Origin of the sequence: Pseudomonas sp. JL2 (assembly GCF_031570495.1) — a bacterium.
Lineage (GTDB): Bacteria > Pseudomonadota > Gammaproteobacteria > Pseudomonadales > Pseudomonadaceae > Aquipseudomonas > Aquipseudomonas rhizophila.
This window is the reverse complement of sequence record NZ_JAKUDH010000009.1, coordinates 108973-125165: the sequence shown is the minus strand read 5'-3', so window position 1 is coordinate 125165 and position 16193 is coordinate 108973. Positions and strand designations below refer to the sequence as shown.

At 59.8% G+C, this 16193-nt stretch carries 16 protein-coding genes and 1 pseudogene; 13 read left to right on the top strand and 4 right to left on the bottom strand.

Features of this window, described 5'->3' with window-relative positions; all coding sequences use genetic code 11:
- Positions 1-131 precede the first annotated feature (131 nt).
- The 9 genes from MKS85_RS14180 to MKS85_RS14140 are packed head-to-tail and all read left to right on the top strand — an operon-like array spanning position 132 to position 8837.
- Complete coding sequence (locus tag MKS85_RS14180; RefSeq protein WP_310662981.1) at positions 132-1346, top strand: methyl-accepting chemotaxis protein; 1215 nt, start codon at positions 132-134, stop codon at positions 1344-1346.
- Positions 1347-1357: 11 nt separating this feature from the next.
- Positions 1358-1726, top strand: coding sequence for a response regulator (locus MKS85_RS14175; protein WP_047227658.1), 369 nt, complete (start codon positions 1358-1360; stop codon positions 1724-1726).
- A 15-nt stretch (positions 1727-1741) separates the two neighbouring features.
- Positions 1742-2026: a lipid asymmetry maintenance protein MlaB gene (locus MKS85_RS14170; RefSeq protein ID WP_047227659.1), complete on the top strand. Its 285-nt coding sequence runs from the start codon at positions 1742-1744 to the stop codon at positions 2024-2026.
- Between the two features lie 39 nt (positions 2027-2065).
- Positions 2066-4165: a chemotaxis protein CheA gene (locus MKS85_RS14165; RefSeq protein ID WP_076386701.1), complete on the top strand. Its 2100-nt coding sequence runs from the start codon at positions 2066-2068 to the stop codon at positions 4163-4165.
- A 33-nt stretch (positions 4166-4198) separates the two neighbouring features.
- A complete protein-coding gene (locus MKS85_RS14160; RefSeq protein ID WP_310662980.1) occupies positions 4199-5857 on the top strand; it encodes a methyl-accepting chemotaxis protein in 1659 nt (552 codons plus the stop codon).
- A gap of 40 nt (positions 5858-5897) precedes the next feature.
- On the top strand, positions 5898-6434 hold the full coding sequence (locus MKS85_RS14155; RefSeq protein WP_310662979.1) for a chemotaxis protein CheW: 537 nt from the start codon (positions 5898-5900) through the stop codon (positions 6432-6434).
- On the top strand, positions 6431-7267 hold the full coding sequence (locus MKS85_RS14150; protein ID WP_310662978.1) for a CheR family methyltransferase: 837 nt from the start codon (positions 6431-6433) through the stop codon (positions 7265-7267). The genes MKS85_RS14155 and MKS85_RS14150 overlap by 4 nt, the downstream gene beginning before the upstream one ends.
- Positions 7264-7761: a chemoreceptor glutamine deamidase CheD gene (cheD, locus tag MKS85_RS14145; protein ID WP_047227663.1), complete on the top strand. Its 498-nt coding sequence runs from the start codon at positions 7264-7266 to the stop codon at positions 7759-7761. The genes MKS85_RS14150 and cheD overlap by 4 nt, the downstream gene beginning before the upstream one ends.
- A 2-nt stretch (positions 7762-7763) precedes the next feature.
- Positions 7764-8837, top strand: a complete 1074-nt coding sequence (locus MKS85_RS14140) for a chemotaxis response regulator protein-glutamate methylesterase (protein WP_160892863.1) — start codon at positions 7764-7766, stop codon at positions 8835-8837.
- Between the two features lie 515 nt (positions 8838-9352).
- On the opposite strand, the gene MKS85_RS14135 is transcribed toward MKS85_RS14140, so the two are convergent.
- Positions 9353-9841, bottom strand: a complete 489-nt coding sequence (locus MKS85_RS14135) for an RES family NAD+ phosphorylase (RefSeq protein ID WP_139050596.1) — start codon at positions 9839-9841, stop codon at positions 9353-9355.
- On the bottom strand, positions 9838-10347 hold the full coding sequence (locus tag MKS85_RS14130) for an antitoxin Xre/MbcA/ParS toxin-binding domain-containing protein (RefSeq protein ID WP_310662977.1): 510 nt from the start codon (positions 10345-10347) through the stop codon (positions 9838-9840). The genes MKS85_RS14135 and MKS85_RS14130 overlap by 4 nt, the downstream gene beginning before the upstream one ends.
- 355 nt (positions 10348-10702) lie before the next feature.
- On the opposite strand from MKS85_RS14130, the pseudogene MKS85_RS14125 reads away from it, so the two are divergent.
- A pseudogene (locus MKS85_RS14125) lies at positions 10703-10846 on the top strand (HIT family protein); the annotation flags it as partial.
- Between the two features lie 61 nt (positions 10847-10907).
- Here the strand turns inward: MKS85_RS14125 and MKS85_RS14120 are convergent.
- Positions 10908-11831, bottom strand: coding sequence for a LysR family transcriptional regulator (locus tag MKS85_RS14120; protein ID WP_188252378.1), 924 nt, complete (start codon positions 11829-11831; stop codon positions 10908-10910).
- Positions 11832-12175: 344 nt separating this feature from the next.
- Between MKS85_RS14120 and MKS85_RS14115 the strand changes: the two genes are divergently transcribed.
- A complete protein-coding gene (locus tag MKS85_RS14115) occupies positions 12176-13204 on the top strand; it encodes a D-cysteine desulfhydrase family protein (protein WP_310662976.1) in 1029 nt (342 codons plus the stop codon).
- 236 nt (positions 13205-13440) lie between these two features.
- Here MKS85_RS14115 and MKS85_RS14110 read toward each other — a convergent pair whose 3' ends face one another.
- Positions 13441-13938: a helix-turn-helix domain-containing protein gene (locus MKS85_RS14110; RefSeq protein WP_171061393.1), complete on the bottom strand. Its 498-nt coding sequence runs from the start codon at positions 13936-13938 to the stop codon at positions 13441-13443.
- 222 nt (positions 13939-14160) lie between these two features.
- Here MKS85_RS14110 and MKS85_RS14105 point away from each other — a divergent pair, with 222 nt between their 5' ends.
- On the top strand, positions 14161-14787 hold the full coding sequence (locus MKS85_RS14105; RefSeq protein WP_139050600.1) for an isochorismatase family cysteine hydrolase: 627 nt from the start codon (positions 14161-14163) through the stop codon (positions 14785-14787).
- Between the two features lie 12 nt (positions 14788-14799).
- Positions 14800-16008 carry an MFS transporter gene (locus MKS85_RS14100; protein ID WP_139050601.1) on the top strand — a complete coding sequence of 403 codons (1209 nt, stop codon included), beginning with the start codon at positions 14800-14802 and terminating at the stop codon, positions 16006-16008.
- Positions 16009-16193: the final 185 nt, after the last annotated feature.

Below are 16193 nucleotides of genomic sequence, written 5' to 3'. Positions count from 1 at the left end.
CCACTCACTGGGCAGGTCAACGCCCTCGGCCATGCAGGAATCGGACGACCGGTCTTAAAGTCCGGGGTGGGGTCGCAGATAACCAGTTATTCGTAAATAACCTGTTAGCAACACTGTTCAAGGACCGAACCATGACGTCGTATTCACACGGTCATTCCCATTCCCAAACTCCGCCGCGCATCCTTTGGTCCAGCTTGTTTGTGGCCCTGATCGCGAGCGTCGGCCTGTTGGTTCTCAACGGCCCAAGTACACAAAACCTGGGGTTGTGTGCCGTGCTCCTGGCCATTGGCGCCGGGGTCGGCGTGTGGGCTGCCCGCGCCCAGCACCAGCAGATCGACAGAGCCGTCGCCGCCATTGCCCATCACACGCTACACGCCGCCGACCACTTGAACCATAAGGCCAGCGCGCAACTCAACGAAGTCATCCTCGGTGCCATGCCGATCTGGGCCAAGCAGGTGGAAAGCTCCCGGCAGCAGACCGAAACCGCGATCGTCTCGCTGACCAATCGCTTCACCGGCATCTCTTCACGCCTGGAAGATACCGTGCAAGCTTCGCAACTGGCCGCCGGTGAGCTGGCCGGCAACAGCAGTGGCGGCGCCGTGCAGGTGCTGGCCCAAAGCGAAGGTGAGCTGGTCCAGGTCATCGACTCCCTGAAAGCCACCCAGGCCAGCCGCGATGAAACTCTGGCCCAGGTGCGTAACCTCACCGCCTACACCGGCGAGCTGCGAACCATGGCCGCCGATGTCGCGGCCATTGCCGCGCAAACCAACTTGCTGGCCCTCAACGCCGCCATCGAAGCCGCCCGTGCGGGCGAAGCCGGGCGCGGTTTTGCGGTGGTGGCCGACGCCGTGCGCAGCCTGTCGAGCAAGTCCAGCGAGACTGGCCAGCAGATGTCGGCCAAGGTCGACATCATCAATAGCGCCATCACTCAATTGGTCCAGGCCGCCTCCAGCGGCGCGGATCAGGACAGCCAGTCGGTCACCGTCTCCGAGGACAGCATCCAGCGCGTGCTGGAACGCTTCAAGAGCGTCACCGGGCGGTTGGCCGAATCGGCCGACCTGTTGCAACAGGAAAGCTTCGGTATTCGCGACGAGCTCACCGAAGTGCTGGTCAACCTGCAGTTCCAGGATCGGGTCAGCCAGATTCTCAGCCACGTGCGCGACAACATCGAGGACCTGCATGTGCATATGCAGCAGGCCAGTCAGTCGCCCGACCAGGCCGTTTCCATCGATGCCCGCCAATGGCTGGCGCGCATGGAAACCACTTACGCCACCGAAGAACAACGCCGCAACCACCACGGCGAATCGGGCGCGCAACAGAATTCACAGGAAATAACCTTCTTCTAGGAGAGCCGTTCATGGCTAAAAGTGTATTGGTTGTCGACGACTCCGCGAGCGTCCGGCAGGTCGTCGGCATCGCGTTGAAAAGTGCCGGCTACGACGTGATCGAGGCCAGCGATGGCAAGGATGCACTGGGCAAGCTCAATGGCCAGAAGGTGCACCTGATCATCAGTGACGTGAACATGCCGAACATGGACGGCATCACCTTCGTCAAGGAGGTCAAGAAGCTGGCCAGCTACAAGTTCACGCCGATCATCATGCTCACCACCGAATCCCAGGAGTCGAAAAAACTCGAGGGCCAGGCGGCAGGTGCCAAGGCCTGGGTGGTCAAGCCGTTCCAGCCGGCGCAGATGCTGGCGGCGGTGTCCAAGCTGATTCTTCCTTGATTCGCGGAGAGTGAAATGCCGTTGCTGTACGAAACACAGGATGACACCGCGCAGGTGCAGATCGACGGCGAGCTGACGATCTACACCGCCGCCGACCTCGCCGCGCAGTTGCTGCCGCGCCTGGGAGCGACGCCGCGCATGGCGCTGGATCTGTCGCAGATTACAGAAATGGACGGCGCCGGCCTGCAACTGCTGATGATGGTCCAGCGCGAGGCTCCCAAGGCCGGTACCCGCCTGGAGATAACGGGCCACAGCAAGGCCGTCACGGAAACACTCGCCCTGTGCAACCTGGTTGTATAGAGACCTCGCAACACGTCGGACACGACAAAGGATATGAGCGTGAGCATCAATCTCGATCAGGCACAACAAACGTTCATCGTCGAGGCACGGGAACAGTTGCAGGCGATGGAAGAGTCCCTGCTGCAACTGGAAAGCGACCCGGGCGACGATGATGCCATCGGCGCGATCTTCCGGGCGGCCCATACGATCAAGGGCTCGGCCGGGCTGTTCGGCCTGGAACCCATCGTCAGTTTCACCCACATCGTCGAAGACGTGCTCGATCGGTTGCGCAATGGCAGCGTCGAAGTGGACGCCGGCCTGATCGCCGTGCTGCTCAAGTCCAGTGATCACATGCTGGAGCTGATCAATGTGGTGGCCAACCAGGGCGCGAAACTGGCGCCCCCGGCCCTGGCCCGGGAAATGGAGCTGTGCCAGATCCTTCAGGAATATCAGGCGCCCTCGCCTGCCGAAGCCCCGAAGCCCGCCGAAGCAAGCGACACACAAGCGCCCGCCGAAACGCGCCTCTGGCATATTGCCCTGCGTTTTGGCCCGGAGGTGTTCCGCAACGGCATGGACCCGCTGTCATTTCTGCGTTACCTGCAAACCCTCGGTGAGATCATCCACATCACCACGCTGACCGACGCAATGCCCTCGGCCGAAACCTGGGATGCCGAGTCCTGCTACCTGGGGTTCGACATTGAGTTCAGTTCGGCTGCCGGCCACGGGGCGATCAACGAAGTCTTCGATTTCGTGCGCGAAGATTGCCAGATCCAGATCGTCGCCATTGATGACCCCGTGCCGCAGATGAACACCGGGCTGGTTGCCACCACTCAAGAGCAGGCTGACCCCAACACGGCAATGGTCACCACCGGCGAACTGATGCCGGACCAGCGTTCGGCTGCGCGCATGCCCGCTCAGGTCTCGCCCGACAAGCAACCGGCAACCAGCGACGGCAAGGCCAAGGACGGCGCCTATGTGCGGGTCAACGCCGACAAGCTCGACGAGTTGATCAACCTGGTGGGCGAGCTGGTCATCGCCAGCGCCGGCGCCAGCCTGCTGGCCCGCCACTGCAACGACGACTCGTTGCAGGAATCGACTTCAACGGTGTCCGGGCTGGTGGAAGAGATTCTCGACGGCGCCTTGCGTCTGCGCATGATCCCCATTGGTGAAACCTTCAACCGGTTCCGCCGGGTGGTGCGCGATGTCAGCCAGGAACTGGGCAAGGACATCGACCTGATTATCAGCGGTGCGGAGACCGAGCTGGATAAAACCGTGGTGGAAAAAATCGGTGACCCGCTCATGCACCTGTTGCGCAACGCCATGGACCACGGCATCGAAACCGCCGAGGCGCGGCTGGCGGCCGGTAAACCGGCCAAAGGTCATCTGCACCTCAATGCCTATCACGACTCAGGCAGCATCGTGCTGGAAATCGCCGACGACGGCGCCGGCCTGAACCGTGACCGGATCCTGGAAAAAGCCCAGGAACGCGGCCTGGTTGCCCTTGGCGCCAGCCCCACCGACCAGGAAATCTACAACCTGATCTTCGAGCCGGGTTTCTCCACCGCCCAAGCCGTCACCAACCTTTCCGGGCGTGGCGTGGGCATGGATGTGGTCAAGCGCAACATTACCCTGCTGCGCGGCACTGTCGACCTGGACAGCCAACCGGGCCAGGGCACCGTGGTGCGCATCCGCCTGCCGCTGACGCTGGCGATCATCAATGGCTTTCTGGTGGGCATCGGCCAGTCCACGTATGTCATCCCCCTGGACATGGTTCAGGAATGCATCGAGCTGAGCGAGGACGACGGGGTTTGCAGCCGCGAACAAGGTTACCTCGACCTGCGCGGCGAAGTGCTGCCGCTGGTGTACCTGCGTGATCACTTCAACCACGAAGGCCCGGCCTCGCGCCGGCAGAACGTGGTGGTGGTGCGCTACGCCGAACTCAAGGCCGGGCTGGTGGTGGATGACCTGCTCGGTGAATTCCAGACCGTGATCAAACCCCTGGGCAAGTTGTTCGGCGCGCTGCGCGGCATCAGCGGCTCGACGATCCTGGGCAGCGGCGCCGTGGCATTGATTCTCGACGTGCCGGCGCTGCTCACGCAGATCGCCCAAATAGACAACCGCTACACCTCGACTCAATCACAACAAGCCACTGCTCGCTGACGCTTTAGCAATTCCATGGAGAGGTACTTCCCAATGAAATGGTTCTACGATCTTAGAATCGCCACCAAACTGATCACCTCGTTTCTGGTGGTGCTCGCGTTGACCGCCGTCATGGGGGTGTTCTCGATTATCCAACTCAACGAGGTCAACGGCACAACCATCGATATCCGCGAAAACTGGATGACTTCGATGCGCGCCGCCTCGGGCATGCGTTTCTACGCGGCGAACTATCGCCTCAAGGAAAATCGCCACATTACCGCCGACTCCGAGCAGGAGCGCACGGCCATCGAGCAAGAAGCGGACGAAGCCAAACAGGGTTTCGAAACGCGCCTGGCGACCTATGAAAAACTGATCTCCAATGCCGAAGATCGCCAGCTGTTCGACACCGCCCGCAGTGACTGGGCCGCGTACCTGGCCGTCAGCAAGGACCTGTTCGCACTGTCCCGACAAAATCTGCTCAACGAAGCCCAGACGTTGCTCAAAGGCGAATCCAAACGTCATTTCGATCTGGTGACCGCCGACCTGCAGAAACTGGTCGAGCTCAATGCCGCCGGGGCCGACGTGGCCAGCGCCCATGGTACGGAACTGTATGAGGATGCGCGCCTGTCGATCATTGCCGTGCTGGTTGCCGCCCTGCTGGTGGGCCTGGGCCTGGCGCTGTTCATTTCCCGGATCATTTCCCGCCCCCTGAAACAGGCGGCCTTGGTTGCCGAGCAACTGGCCGAAGGCAACCTGAACGCGAAAATCGAAAGCGGCTCCAAGGACGAAACCGGCATGGTGCTCAACGCCATGCAAAACATGGTGGGCAAGCTGTCCCATATCATCGGTGAAGTGCGCAACGCCGCCGACAACCTGGCCAGCGCCTCCGAAGAAGTCAGCGCCACCGCGCAATCGATGAGCCAGGCCACCAGCGAGCAGGCGGCCAGCGTCGAAGAAACCAGCGCCTCCATTGAACAGATGAGCGCCAGCATCAACCAGAACACCGAGAACGCCAAGGTCACCGACGGTATGGCCAGCAAAGCCGCCAAGGAAGCCACCGACGGCGGTGAATCGGTGCAGCAGACCGTGGTGGCGATGAAGAAAATCGCCCAACGCATCAGCATCATCGATGACATCGCCTACCAGACCAACCTGCTGGCGCTCAACGCTGCAATCGAAGCGGCCCGCGCCGGTGAGCACGGCAAAGGCTTCGCGGTCGTCGCCGCCGAGGTGCGCAAACTGGCTGAACGCAGCCAGGTGGCGGCCCAGGAGATCGGCGAGCTGTCGTCCAGCAGCGTCGACATGGCCGAGAAGGCCGGGCATCTGCTCAACGAAATGGTCCCGTCCATCAACAAGACCTCGGACCTGGTGCAGGAAATCAGCGCCGCGTCCGAAGAACAGGCCGCCGGCGTGGCGCAGATCAACACAGCCATGACCCAGCTCAATCAGGTGACCCAGCAGAATGCTTCCAGCAGCGAAGAATTGGCCGCCACCGCAGAAGAAATGAGCAGCCAGGCCGAACAGCTGCAACAGGCCATGAGCTTCTTCACCCTGGACGCGCCGGCCAAATCGGCCAGCCAGCCACTGAAGGTGGACAACACGCCCGGCCCGTCCAGTCGCAAGACAGCCCGTGCGCCCGCGGCGGTGATGCCCAAGGCATTTGCCTACAACATGGCCAGCGCGCCAGACGAATCCGAATTCACCCGGTTCTGACGGTCCGGCCCTACGGGCTTCGCTTAAAAGGAGAAAAGGCATGGGCGCCATCGCGACCACACGTCAAGCCGCCATCGCGGTTGAGGAAGAAGCGCAATACCTGACGTTTATGCTCGGCACGGAGATGTTTGCCATCGGCATCCTGTGCATCAAGGAAATCATCGAGTACGGCAACCTGACGGTGGTGCCGATGATGCCGGCCTTCGTACGCGGGGTGATCAACCTGCGCGGCGCGGTCGTGCCGGTGGTGGACCTGTCGGCCCGGTTCGGCCGACAGAACTCGGCGATCACCCGGCGTTCGTGCGTGGTGATCATCGAGGCCAACACCGAGGACGGCCCCGCCCAGGACATCGGCCTGCTGGTGGACACGGTGTCGGCGGTGCTGGAGATCCCAGCTTCGCAGATCGAACCGCCACCGAGTTTCGGGGCGAAGATCCGCGCCGATTTCATCAGCGGCATGGCCAAGGTCGACGGCAAGTTCGTGATCGTACTGGAGGTGGACCGAGTGCTGTCCATCGATGAAATGTCGCAGCTGGCCCAGGCCAGCCCTGCCGCGCTGGATGCTGAAAACCAATGAACGCAGACACCTGCAAGGAACGCACTGTGAACTCATTGGCGCTCAATGACCGTGAGTTCAGCCAGTTTCAAGCCTGGCTGTATCAAGCCGCGGGCATCAACCTGTCACCGGCCAAGAAGGCCCTGGTGGCCGGGCGGTTGTTCAAGCGCCTCAAGCACTATGAGCTGGGCAGTTATGGCGAGTATTTCAAGCTGATCATGAGCGGCCAGCGCACCGAGGAATTGCAGGTGGCGCTGGACCTGCTCACCACCAACGAAACCTACTTTTTCCGCGAGCCCAAGCACTTCGATTTCCTGCGCGAACATGTGCTGCCCCATGCAACGCCGGGTAAAACCTTTCGCCTGTGGAGCGCCGCCAGTTCCTCGGGTGAAGAGCCCTACAGCCTGGCCATGACCCTGGCCGAAGGACTAGGCACCACACCTTGGGAAATCATCGGTTCAGACATCAGCAGCCAGGTACTGGCCAAGGCCCGTTCCGGACATTACCCCATGGAACGCGCCCGTACCCTGCCCCAACCGTTGCTGGTGAAATATTGCCTGAAGGGCACCGGCAGCCAGCAAGGCACATTCCTCATCGACCGGGCGTTGCGCAGCCGGGTCAACTTCATCCAGGTCAACCTCAACGACACCTTGCCGGAGCTGGGCGAGTTCGATGTCATTTTCCTGCGCAACGTCATGATCTATTTCGACCAACCCACCAAAAGCAAAGTGGTCTCCCGATTACTCCCGCGGCTCAAGTCCGGCGGGTATTTCATCGTGAGCCACTCCGAAAGCCTCAACGGCGTATCCGATGCGTTGAAACTGGTGGCACCTTCGATTTATCGCAAGCCATGAGCGCCGCGCTCAAGCAAATGCCCGAGGTGTATCTGGCGCCCGGCGAGTTTCGTTTCGCCACCAGCCCGACTCGCCTGCGCACCATTCTCGGCTCTTGCGTGGCCGTCACCCTGTGGCATCCGGAGCGCAAGATCGGCGGCATGTGCCATTACATGTTGCCCAGCCGGGCGCGCTGCTCCACGGCGCTGAACGGCATGTACGCCGACGAAGCCATCGAACTGTTCGTCCGTCAGGCAAAGGCCCATCGCACCGAACCCGAGGATTACCAACTCAAGCTGTTCGGCGGCGGCGAAATGTTCCCGGAGCTGCAACGCCAGGTGCCGTTCGGCGACGTGGCGCGGATGAACGTCAACGCAGCGCTGGAAATGGCCGCGCTGTACCGCCTGGACCTGATCGCCCAGGACATGGGCAGCACGGGCTACCGAAGCATCATCTTTGACCTGTGCAGCGGCGACGTGTGGGTCAGGCATCAACCGATAAGGACCCGGCATTAACCATGTCAAAAAAGATAAATGTACTGCTGGTGGATGACTCTGCCGTGGTTCGCCAGGTACTGCTGGCGATCCTCAGCGACACGCCGGACATTCATGTGATGGGCGCGGCGTCCGATCCGATTTTCGCCATGGACAAACTGGCCCGGGAGTGGCCCGACGTGATCGTGCTGGATGTGGAGATGCCGCGCATGGACGGCATCACCTTCCTGAAGAAAATCATGAGCGAGCGTCCCACACCGGTGGTGATCTGCTCGTCCCTGACGCCCAGGGGCGCCGAAACCACCTTGCAAGCCATGGCCGCCGGCGCGGTGGAAATCATCACCAAGCCCACCAGCGGCTTGAAGAATTTCCTGCTGGAGTCGGCACCGGAGCTGATATCGGCTATTCGCGCCGCCGCCCAGGTCAACGTCAAAAACCTGGGCAAACGCCCTGCCCCGGCGCCGCTGACCCCAGCCACCAAACTCACTGCCGATGCCATGCTGCCAGCCGCCAACGGCCATGCCATGGCCCAGACCACCGAACGCATCGTCGCCCTCGGCACGTCCACCGGCGGCACCCAGGCCCTGGAAGCGGTGCTGACCGCCTTGCCACGGGTGTGCCCTGGGATCGTCATCGTCCAGCACATGCCGGAAAAATTCACCGCCTCGTTTGCCGCCCGACTCAACAGCCTGTGCCAGATCGAAGTGCGCGAAGCCCGCAACAACGACCGCATCCACCCAGGCCTGGCCCTCATCGCCCCAGGCGGCAAACACATGATGGTGACCCGCAGCGGCGCGTTCTATCACGTACAAGTGGTGGATGGCCCCCTGGTCAACCGCCACCGCCCATCGGTGGACGTGCTGTTTCGCTCAGTAGCCAAATTCGCCGGCCGCAACGCCACCGGCATCATCATGACCGGCATGGGCGACGACGGCGCCCGCGGCCTGAAAGAAATGCTCGACGCCGGCAGCAGCACCGTGGCCCAGGACGAAGCCAGCTGCGTGGTCTTCGGCATGCCCAAGGAAGCCATCAAACTCAACGCCGCGCAGCGGGTGATGGGGTTGCAGGAGATTGCGCAGGTGATTTTGCATCGGTAGGCGCTAAGGACTGCTCCCCCGATCCACACAGAACTCATTGTGGGAGCAAGGCTTGCCCGCGATGCAGGCGATACAATCTTTCAGCAACCGAGGCGCCTACTTCGCGAGCAAGCTTTGCTCCCACAACGGGGATAAATCCCCTCGCCACAAAAAGCGACCGGGTTTGCTTCAGTATTCCGCTGAAGCATTCCTTTGCTACAGGGCCACCTTGTCTGCGGGCTTGTGTCTACACCGGCGAAATCGTCGCCAGCACGCCAATCAAAAGGGTCAGTGCCAAAAAACCACCCAAAAAAATCGCCATCTTCGTCATGAGCCCACCCGATAGAAAAGTTTGCAGTACACGGGCCGTCTGCCAGGCAAACCGCAACGCTATTCTGGGGTGGGGATTGGGTTCATTACAGAGTCAGGTGTCGCGAGAAAATGCGGATCAGCATACAAGGCACTAAGAGTCGGTGAATGCTGCGCCACTGGGGACGTATTGCAAAGCCAATGAGTTTCGTAGGGAAACCTTTTTGCTACTTAACCAACCGGGTATCCAGTCCGAACCGCTCCTGGGAAACAAGCCTGAACCGATCCGCCGCCAAATCGCAGCTCACCAGCAGATTCCAGGAATGCTGAGTCACCGCCGATGGAATCAGCACGAAGGGATGCTGCGCCAGCAGCTCTTCAGCAAACTGCTGCTGGTTGGGCGAGGGTCGAGCCGGAACAAGCCAGTTCGGGTTCGGCACGTCTTCGGCCTGAACCACTTTGATAAGCGCCGGATCCAGCACTTCAAAACATGTCAGTAGGTAAGGTACCCGGTCTAACGCGTCGAATCCCAGATGGGCCGCGACCTCCAGAATAGCCGTAGACGGGTCAGCCGAAGCATAGATGACCCGCCGCCCGGGGGGATTCCAACGCCCACCGGTTCGTTGCGCGCCAATGCCGCTGTCCCACGTCTGCTTGTAGACCTCGCGGTCAAGACGCCAGGCGTGCCACCGTCCATCCCAGGGCAGAGGATTCATTGATAAACCCCGTGCTCAATCCGGGTCAGGTAATCCTCCAGCACCTGAAAACCCAGTGAACTGTCGATTAGCTCCAATGGCACATAACCGTCCAGGTATTTGCAGGGTTTCTTCAGCCAGTCCTCAGCCAACGACTGGCTACCAAAGACATTGGTAGCGTGCTCCAGGGTCTGGGCATACTGAAAAGCCACCGTACTCTGCTGCTGGTTCAGGCGTATCGGCTTGGTCTCCTTCGCCAGACGCTGGACGGTTCTGACGGACCTTCCAGTGATGCGCTGAACCAGGTCGTGCTCCATGTACAGAGCGGACGTGGAAAGCATGTCCTTGACGTCGCTCAGGTAAAAGCCCTCTTGCGTGTACCGGATGATCAGCAAGCGCTCATCACCTTTGCGGCCATGCAGCAGCACCTCCGTTGGCTTTCTGGCGACGCCTGTTACCCTCGTCCCCGCCCCAGTTTTCGCCGTGGATTTGACGGCGGGTTTGTCTGCTTGTTTGGCTTCGGACATGACGTTGACCTCAGTGCGACATTTGACGCAATCATAGCGCCAAATGTCGTCACAGCGAAAACTCCGTTTGTCAGCCTTTGCGTATAAGGTTTCAGGCATCGATCTGTCCTCACGATATAAAACGAAGCTGAGCGTGCCGGATTCCACACCGAGCGCAGCGACAACGTCAGATCGTAAGTGCGGTGCTTCCCAAGGCCAACCCTAAAAAGTTGTCAGAGACTTCCTCGATTTATCCCAACGTGATCATTGGTCGTAAGACGCTATTCAATGACGGCCCATGCGGCGACAACATCCGACGTCATTGCCTACAACCACTACAGAATCAGCTGGCTTTTGCCCCGTTCGCTGCCCCGATCCCCGCTACCCCATCCACTTCCATTTCATCCCGGTTTACGACTGGGTCGAGGAACTGTTTTGGAAAGATGCGCGGTATAGGCTGCTGGAGACGTTTGGCACTCAAGAGAATGCCCTAACATTGACCGATGGCGCAGAGCTGAGCTCCCCGAGGCATCCAGTCAGTGCAGCGTCCACTTCTCCATAACCCTCTCCTTTGCCAGTAGTCAAACATTCCATTGGTTCTTGCACTCCATCAGGAAATCGATAAAGGCACGCACGCGCAGCGGAACGTGACGACCGTGCGGATACAGCAGAGTAAAGGGTCGGGACCGACCACCGAACACCTGGAGAACCTCGACTAGACTGCCCTCCTCCAGTTCTCGCTCGACGATAAAGCGATAGGTCTGGAACAGGCCTGCGCCGTTCTTGGCCAAGGTCACGCCGCCGAGAACATCGTCGGAGCAACAATAATTACCGGTGGCCAGGATCTCGCGTTCCTTGCCATTCTCGCTAAATAGCCAAGGAATACGCCGGCCACTACTGGGCAATTCGAACTGGATGCACTCGCAGTTCTCGAGGTCTTCCAGGCTCGACGGGATACCATTCCGAGTCAGATACTCCGGTGTTGCCACCACGACCAACCGGGCATCTTCAAGATGGCGCGCAATGAGCGTAGAGTCGGGCTGAGCTCGCACCCGAATTGCCAGATCATAGCCCTCCCCCACGAAATCTATATTTCTGTTGCTCAGGTGGATGTCGATGTTCACTCCCGGGTGACGCTCCCTGAAACGCGGCAACAACGGGAGGATTCGGTGGTGGCCGTAGGTTGTAGGAATGCTGATGCGCAACTCTCCCGTCGGTTCGAGCTGTTTGCCCATCACTTCACGCTCAGCCTCCACCAATTGGGCCAACGCCTCGCGACACTGCTCAAAGTAAGCACGACCGCTTTCCGTCAATCTAATACTGCGCGTCGTTCGCACGAACAGACGTGTCGCAAGACGCTCTTCCATCCGCGATATCGAACGACTCACCGCCGCTGGGGTGACGCCAGCGCAAAGCGCTGCTGCAGTAAAACTCCCCTCTTCAGCGGCGAGGCAAAAAAGCTCGATGCTGCCAAGCTGAAGGTCATCAAAGTGGCGCTTGACCATTAGTTACACCAAGTATCAACTGAAGTGTAAAATCCTACATTTATCTAAACTCCTAGCACAAATATAGTTCCCCCAACTACGACGGCAGGTACTTGCCGGAGTCGGCCTCATGGCATGAGTTGTTTCGACTGGTGGGCAGGTGCTGATCAAGCTTCTTGCGAATATGGTGCATTGTCTCGCTGGGCCAGCGGCAAGGGTCTGCAACGCCACCTCGCACATGCCGCTGAACCAATGCGGACGTGAAAACGATCAGAAATTACCGGGTTTCCCGAGTCTGACGAGTCCTTCCCGAAGGCCGTTACGGCTGCGGTACTTCTCTTTTGCTACCTGCGAGGAATGCTCACATGCGACTCGACATTGAACACTTACGAACGGCTCTGTCTGCCTATCCGCGAATCGCTCTGCTGGAAAGCGCAACCCCGATCCAGAAACTGTCACGGCTCAGTGCCCTGCCAACGATGAGGGGGTGCAACCTCTACGTAAAACGAGACGACCTCACCGGATTGGGCGGTGGTGGCAACAAACTGCGCAAGCTCGAGTTTCTGCTAGGTGAGGCGATCGCTGCTGGAGCAGATACCTTGGTGACCTGGGGCGGGCTGCAATCCAATCATGCCCGACTGACCGCTGCAGTCGCCGCCCGCCACGGCCTCGCCTGCGAGCTGATTCTGACCCAATCGCCAATCCGCGACGATGAAGACTACCGACTGAACGGCAACGTGCTACTCGATACACTGTTCGGCGCCGGCGTCCATCAACTGCCCGTGGGGGAGGCTGCCGAACCCTACGCGCTGGAGTTGGTCGAGCAATTGCAGCGTCAAGGCCGCAGGACCTTCGTAATGCCTCTCGGTGGCTCCAGTGCGCGCGGGAGCCTGGGCTATGCGGCTTGCGCCGCCGAGATTCTCGGGCAGGCCGACACCTTTGGCCTGCAGTTCGAGCGGATCATTATTCCCAATGGCAGCAGCGGCACCCACTCAGGCCTGTTGGCAGGGCTCACTATCGCCGGCTCATCAACCCAGGTGCAGGGCTATTCCGTGCTAGGCCCGGTGGGGCCAACGCTTGACGTGACCCGGGAAAAAACCCAGGCCGTCCTGAAGCTACTTGGTAGCACTGCGGAGTTGCCCACTGAGGCGCTGCAAATCGACGACTCTCAACGAGGAAGTGCTTACGGCGCCCCGACCGATAGCATGCTGGCGGCAACCAGAACCCTTGCCTCCCAGGAGGGGCTGCTAATCGACCCAGTCTATGGTGGCAAGGCCTTCGCGGGTTTGCTGGAATCCGTCACCCGTGGTGATCACTCTGCCGGCAGCAACCTGCTGTTCATCATGACTGGTGGATTACCTGGGATCTTTGCCTATAGAACCGCCTACAGCTGACAAGCATCGCCCCAGTTAACATGCTGGCGTCATCCTGCCCAAGCCCTTCATCGACTACACCCCGAGGATCTGGAGAGCCTGTTAGATACAAACCCTACAGATCCGGGCGGAACATTCGTTCGCAGCTAGCGTAGATGGGGCCGATGGCGAATTCAGGTGATCGCTATTTATTCAACAAAATCTGCCAAGTGTAGCCGCTGGTACAGTCAAAATAGTCGCCAGTCTGCCAGGGTCAGCTACTTTCGCTTGAAGGCCTTCCAACGAGCCTCGCGTTCGCCAAGGAAGCGATTGCTTATCGACGCTTCGAGGTCCTTGCGTTCCACGGAGACGCCACAGTGAGGGCAAACGTTGGCCACTCCAACGTCATGACCACAATCGCGATGCACGAAACGTACTGCTAATCCCTCATCCCCATTCTTGCACCACTTTTCGCCCCAGGCTCGCAACGCGTAAATCACCGGATAGAAGTCCCCTCCCTTGCCGGTGAGGTGGTATTCGTAGCGCAGCGGCTTTTCGCTGTAAGGCCGACGTTCGACCAGACCGTCGGCTTCCAGCGCTTTCAGGCGCGAGGTCAGCATCTGCGGCGTAGCCCCGGTCTGGATCTGCATTTCCTCGAAGCGTGTCGCGCCCATGTACAGCTCGCGAAGAACCAGAATCGTCCATTTGTCACCTACCACATCCACCGAGCGTGCAACCGGGCACACCGTACTATTCGTCTTGTCCTGCATCGTCATCACGCTGTTTGTCCCACTATAACTATGTTTTTCACAGTAACACTGTCACGCCTGCCAAGCCTCAAGAAACCAGATATGAGACCGATAAATCCGCTGTTACTATGTTTTTCATAGTGTCATGAGTCATACTGAGGTTCACGCCGCCGCAAGGGCAAATTGAAGCAGATGTCCGTGCAGGCAGAAAACCTCTCACTCCAACATCCTTTCAACTGGAACACTGCCATGACTCATCCTGTGTATTCCCCTGCGCGAACCGGCCTGCTACTAGTCGATCCCTATAACGATTTCCTGTCCGAGGGCGGTAAGCTGTTCCCCATGCTGAAAGGCGTCGCGGATGACGTTCATCTGCTCGACAACCTACGCACCTGCCTCGCCGCCGCTCGGGAACACAGCTTCCAGGTGTTCTACGTACCGCATCGGCGCTGGCAGGTCGGCGACTACGATCACTGGGATCACCCCAACCCGACCCAACGCTTGATCCAGCAACGCCATACCTTCGCCAAAGGTACCTGGGGCGGTGAATGGCATCCCGACTTCGTACCGCAACAGGGCGACATCATCATCCAGGAGCACTGGGGTCAGAGTGGGTTCGCCAATACCGACCTCGACTTCCGGCTCAAGCAGCAAGGCATCACGCATGTGATCGTTGTTGGTCTGCTGGCAAACACTTGTATCGAATCGACGGCGCGCTTCGCCATGGAGCTCGGCTATCACGTCACTCTGGTACGCGATGCGACAGCGGCATTCAACAAGGAAATGATGCACGCGGCGCACGAACTGAACGGGCCGACTTTTGCCCACAGTATCGTCGACACCCAAGGGCTTCTACTGGCCCTACTAAAGCAGTAAAGGGGCCACGCCATGCCTGTCTCATCCGCAGCCCCGCAAGCAATCTCCAGTCGCCTTGTCGCCCTGATGGCCTTCTGCTGCGCCCTTGCCGTATCGACAATCTACTATCATCAGCCATTGCTGCCCCAGATAGCTGCGTCGTTTGGCTTGGCGCCAACACACGCTGGCCTGATCGCCACGTTGACACAGCTCGGCTATGCGGCGGGCCTGCTGCTAATCGTGCCACTCGCCGATTGCCGGCAGCCACGCCAGATCGCGCTGCTGGCCATTGCTGTGAATGCCGTTGCTTTGATCGTCTGCGCCGCCGCGCCGAGCTTCACGCTGCTGTGCGTGAGCTGCGTCGTGGTTGGCGTGACCGCTATTACCGCACAGATCATCATTCCAGTACTCTCGGGATTGGCCACACTGACTGAACGCGGGCGGATAGTCGGCGGCCTGCTCAGTGGTCTCTCGGCAGGCCTTCTGCTGGCACGCACAATAGGAGGGGTAGTCGGTGCATACACCGGATGGCGAGTCGTCTTCATAATGGCTTCGCTCACCGATGTACTACTGCTGATAATTGTTGCCAGGAGCCTGCCCGCTACCGCGAACTTGACCGCTATCCCATATGCCGGGCTCATGCGGTCGCTGGGCAGCTTGGTCCTTGAGGAACGAGTATTGCGCTACTGCGCAGCGGGCGGGCTTATGACGTTCGCTGGGTTCAGCGCGCTATGGGCCAGCCTCGCCGCGCTGCTGGCACAGCCACCTTACGAGTTCGACTCTGCCACCATCGGCTTGTTTGGTCTGGTCGCATTGCTGGGCATTGCCCTGTCGCCATGTATCGGTGTCCTGGCTGATCGCCTGGGCGCACGTACCATGGTTCTCGCCGGGGCGGTAGCCCTCACTGTGGGATTTGCGTTCATCGCTGCAGGCGGACAAAGCCTCGGCTCCCTGATCGTCGGCATGGTGCTGCTCGACTTTGGCAATCGTGCCGGCCTGATTGCCAACCAGGCACGCGTATTCACCTTACGCCCTGAGGCCCGAAGCCGACTCAATACCGTGTTCATGGGAGCGTACTTCCTGGGTGGAGCCGTCGGTGCTGCACTAGGGAACTACGGAGTGCACCAGTCTGGCTGGATAGGTCTTGCCGTAGTTGGCACCTTGCTTGCTCTTGGGGCCACGGTGATCAATGTTCTTTCTCCCCGTGAGCCGAGCTCAACGCCCGCAGAGGCTCGCTCATAAGCCAACTGCTCACTATGCGCTTAAAACAAAAGGACAGGCGGCAACGGTATCGCACTCTCTGGGATCCCACGCCGGACGACGGCGCGACCGCCCTTACTAATGCCGATTCACATACCGAGTTGCTTGCCGAATATGCGCTGACGAACCTGGCAAGCATTTCGGACAGGCTCTCATTCAAACTCATT

Excerpts from the sequence above, each read along its gene's own strand:
- MKS85_RS14180 (WP_310662981.1), top strand. The coding sequence starts at position 132 with ATGACGTCGTATTCACACGGTCATTCCCATTCCCAAACTCCGCCGCGC.
- MKS85_RS14175 (WP_047227658.1), top strand. The coding sequence starts at position 1,358 with ATGGCTAAAAGTGTATTGGTTGTCGACGACTCCGCGAGCGTCCGGCAG.
- MKS85_RS14170 (WP_047227659.1), top strand. The coding sequence starts at position 1,742 with ATGCCGTTGCTGTACGAAACACAGGATGACACCGCGCAGGTGCAGATC.
- MKS85_RS14160 (WP_310662980.1), top strand. The coding sequence starts at position 4,199 with ATGAAATGGTTCTACGATCTTAGAATCGCCACCAAACTGATCACCTCG.
- MKS85_RS14155 (WP_310662979.1), top strand. The coding sequence starts at position 5,898 with ATGGGCGCCATCGCGACCACACGTCAAGCCGCCATCGCGGTTGAGGAA.
- MKS85_RS14150 (WP_310662978.1), top strand. The coding sequence starts at position 6,431 with ATGAACGCAGACACCTGCAAGGAACGCACTGTGAACTCATTGGCGCTC.
- cheD (WP_047227663.1), top strand. The coding sequence starts at position 7,264 with ATGAGCGCCGCGCTCAAGCAAATGCCCGAGGTGTATCTGGCGCCCGGC.
- MKS85_RS14140 (WP_160892863.1), top strand. The coding sequence starts at position 7,764 with ATGTCAAAAAAGATAAATGTACTGCTGGTGGATGACTCTGCCGTGGTT.
- MKS85_RS14135 (WP_139050596.1), bottom strand. The coding sequence starts at position 9,841 with ATGAATCCTCTGCCCTGGGATGGACGGTGGCACGCCTGGCGTCTTGAC.
- MKS85_RS14130 (WP_310662977.1), bottom strand. The coding sequence starts at position 10,347 with ATGTCCGAAGCCAAACAAGCAGACAAACCCGCCGTCAAATCCACGGCG.
- MKS85_RS14120 (WP_188252378.1), bottom strand. The coding sequence starts at position 11,831 with ATGGTCAAGCGCCACTTTGATGACCTTCAGCTTGGCAGCATCGAGCTT.
- MKS85_RS14115 (WP_310662976.1), top strand. The coding sequence starts at position 12,176 with ATGCGACTCGACATTGAACACTTACGAACGGCTCTGTCTGCCTATCCG.
- MKS85_RS14110 (WP_171061393.1), bottom strand. The coding sequence starts at position 13,938 with ATGACGATGCAGGACAAGACGAATAGTACGGTGTGCCCGGTTGCACGC.
- MKS85_RS14105 (WP_139050600.1), top strand. The coding sequence starts at position 14,161 with ATGACTCATCCTGTGTATTCCCCTGCGCGAACCGGCCTGCTACTAGTC.
- MKS85_RS14100 (WP_139050601.1), top strand. The coding sequence starts at position 14,800 with ATGCCTGTCTCATCCGCAGCCCCGCAAGCAATCTCCAGTCGCCTTGTC.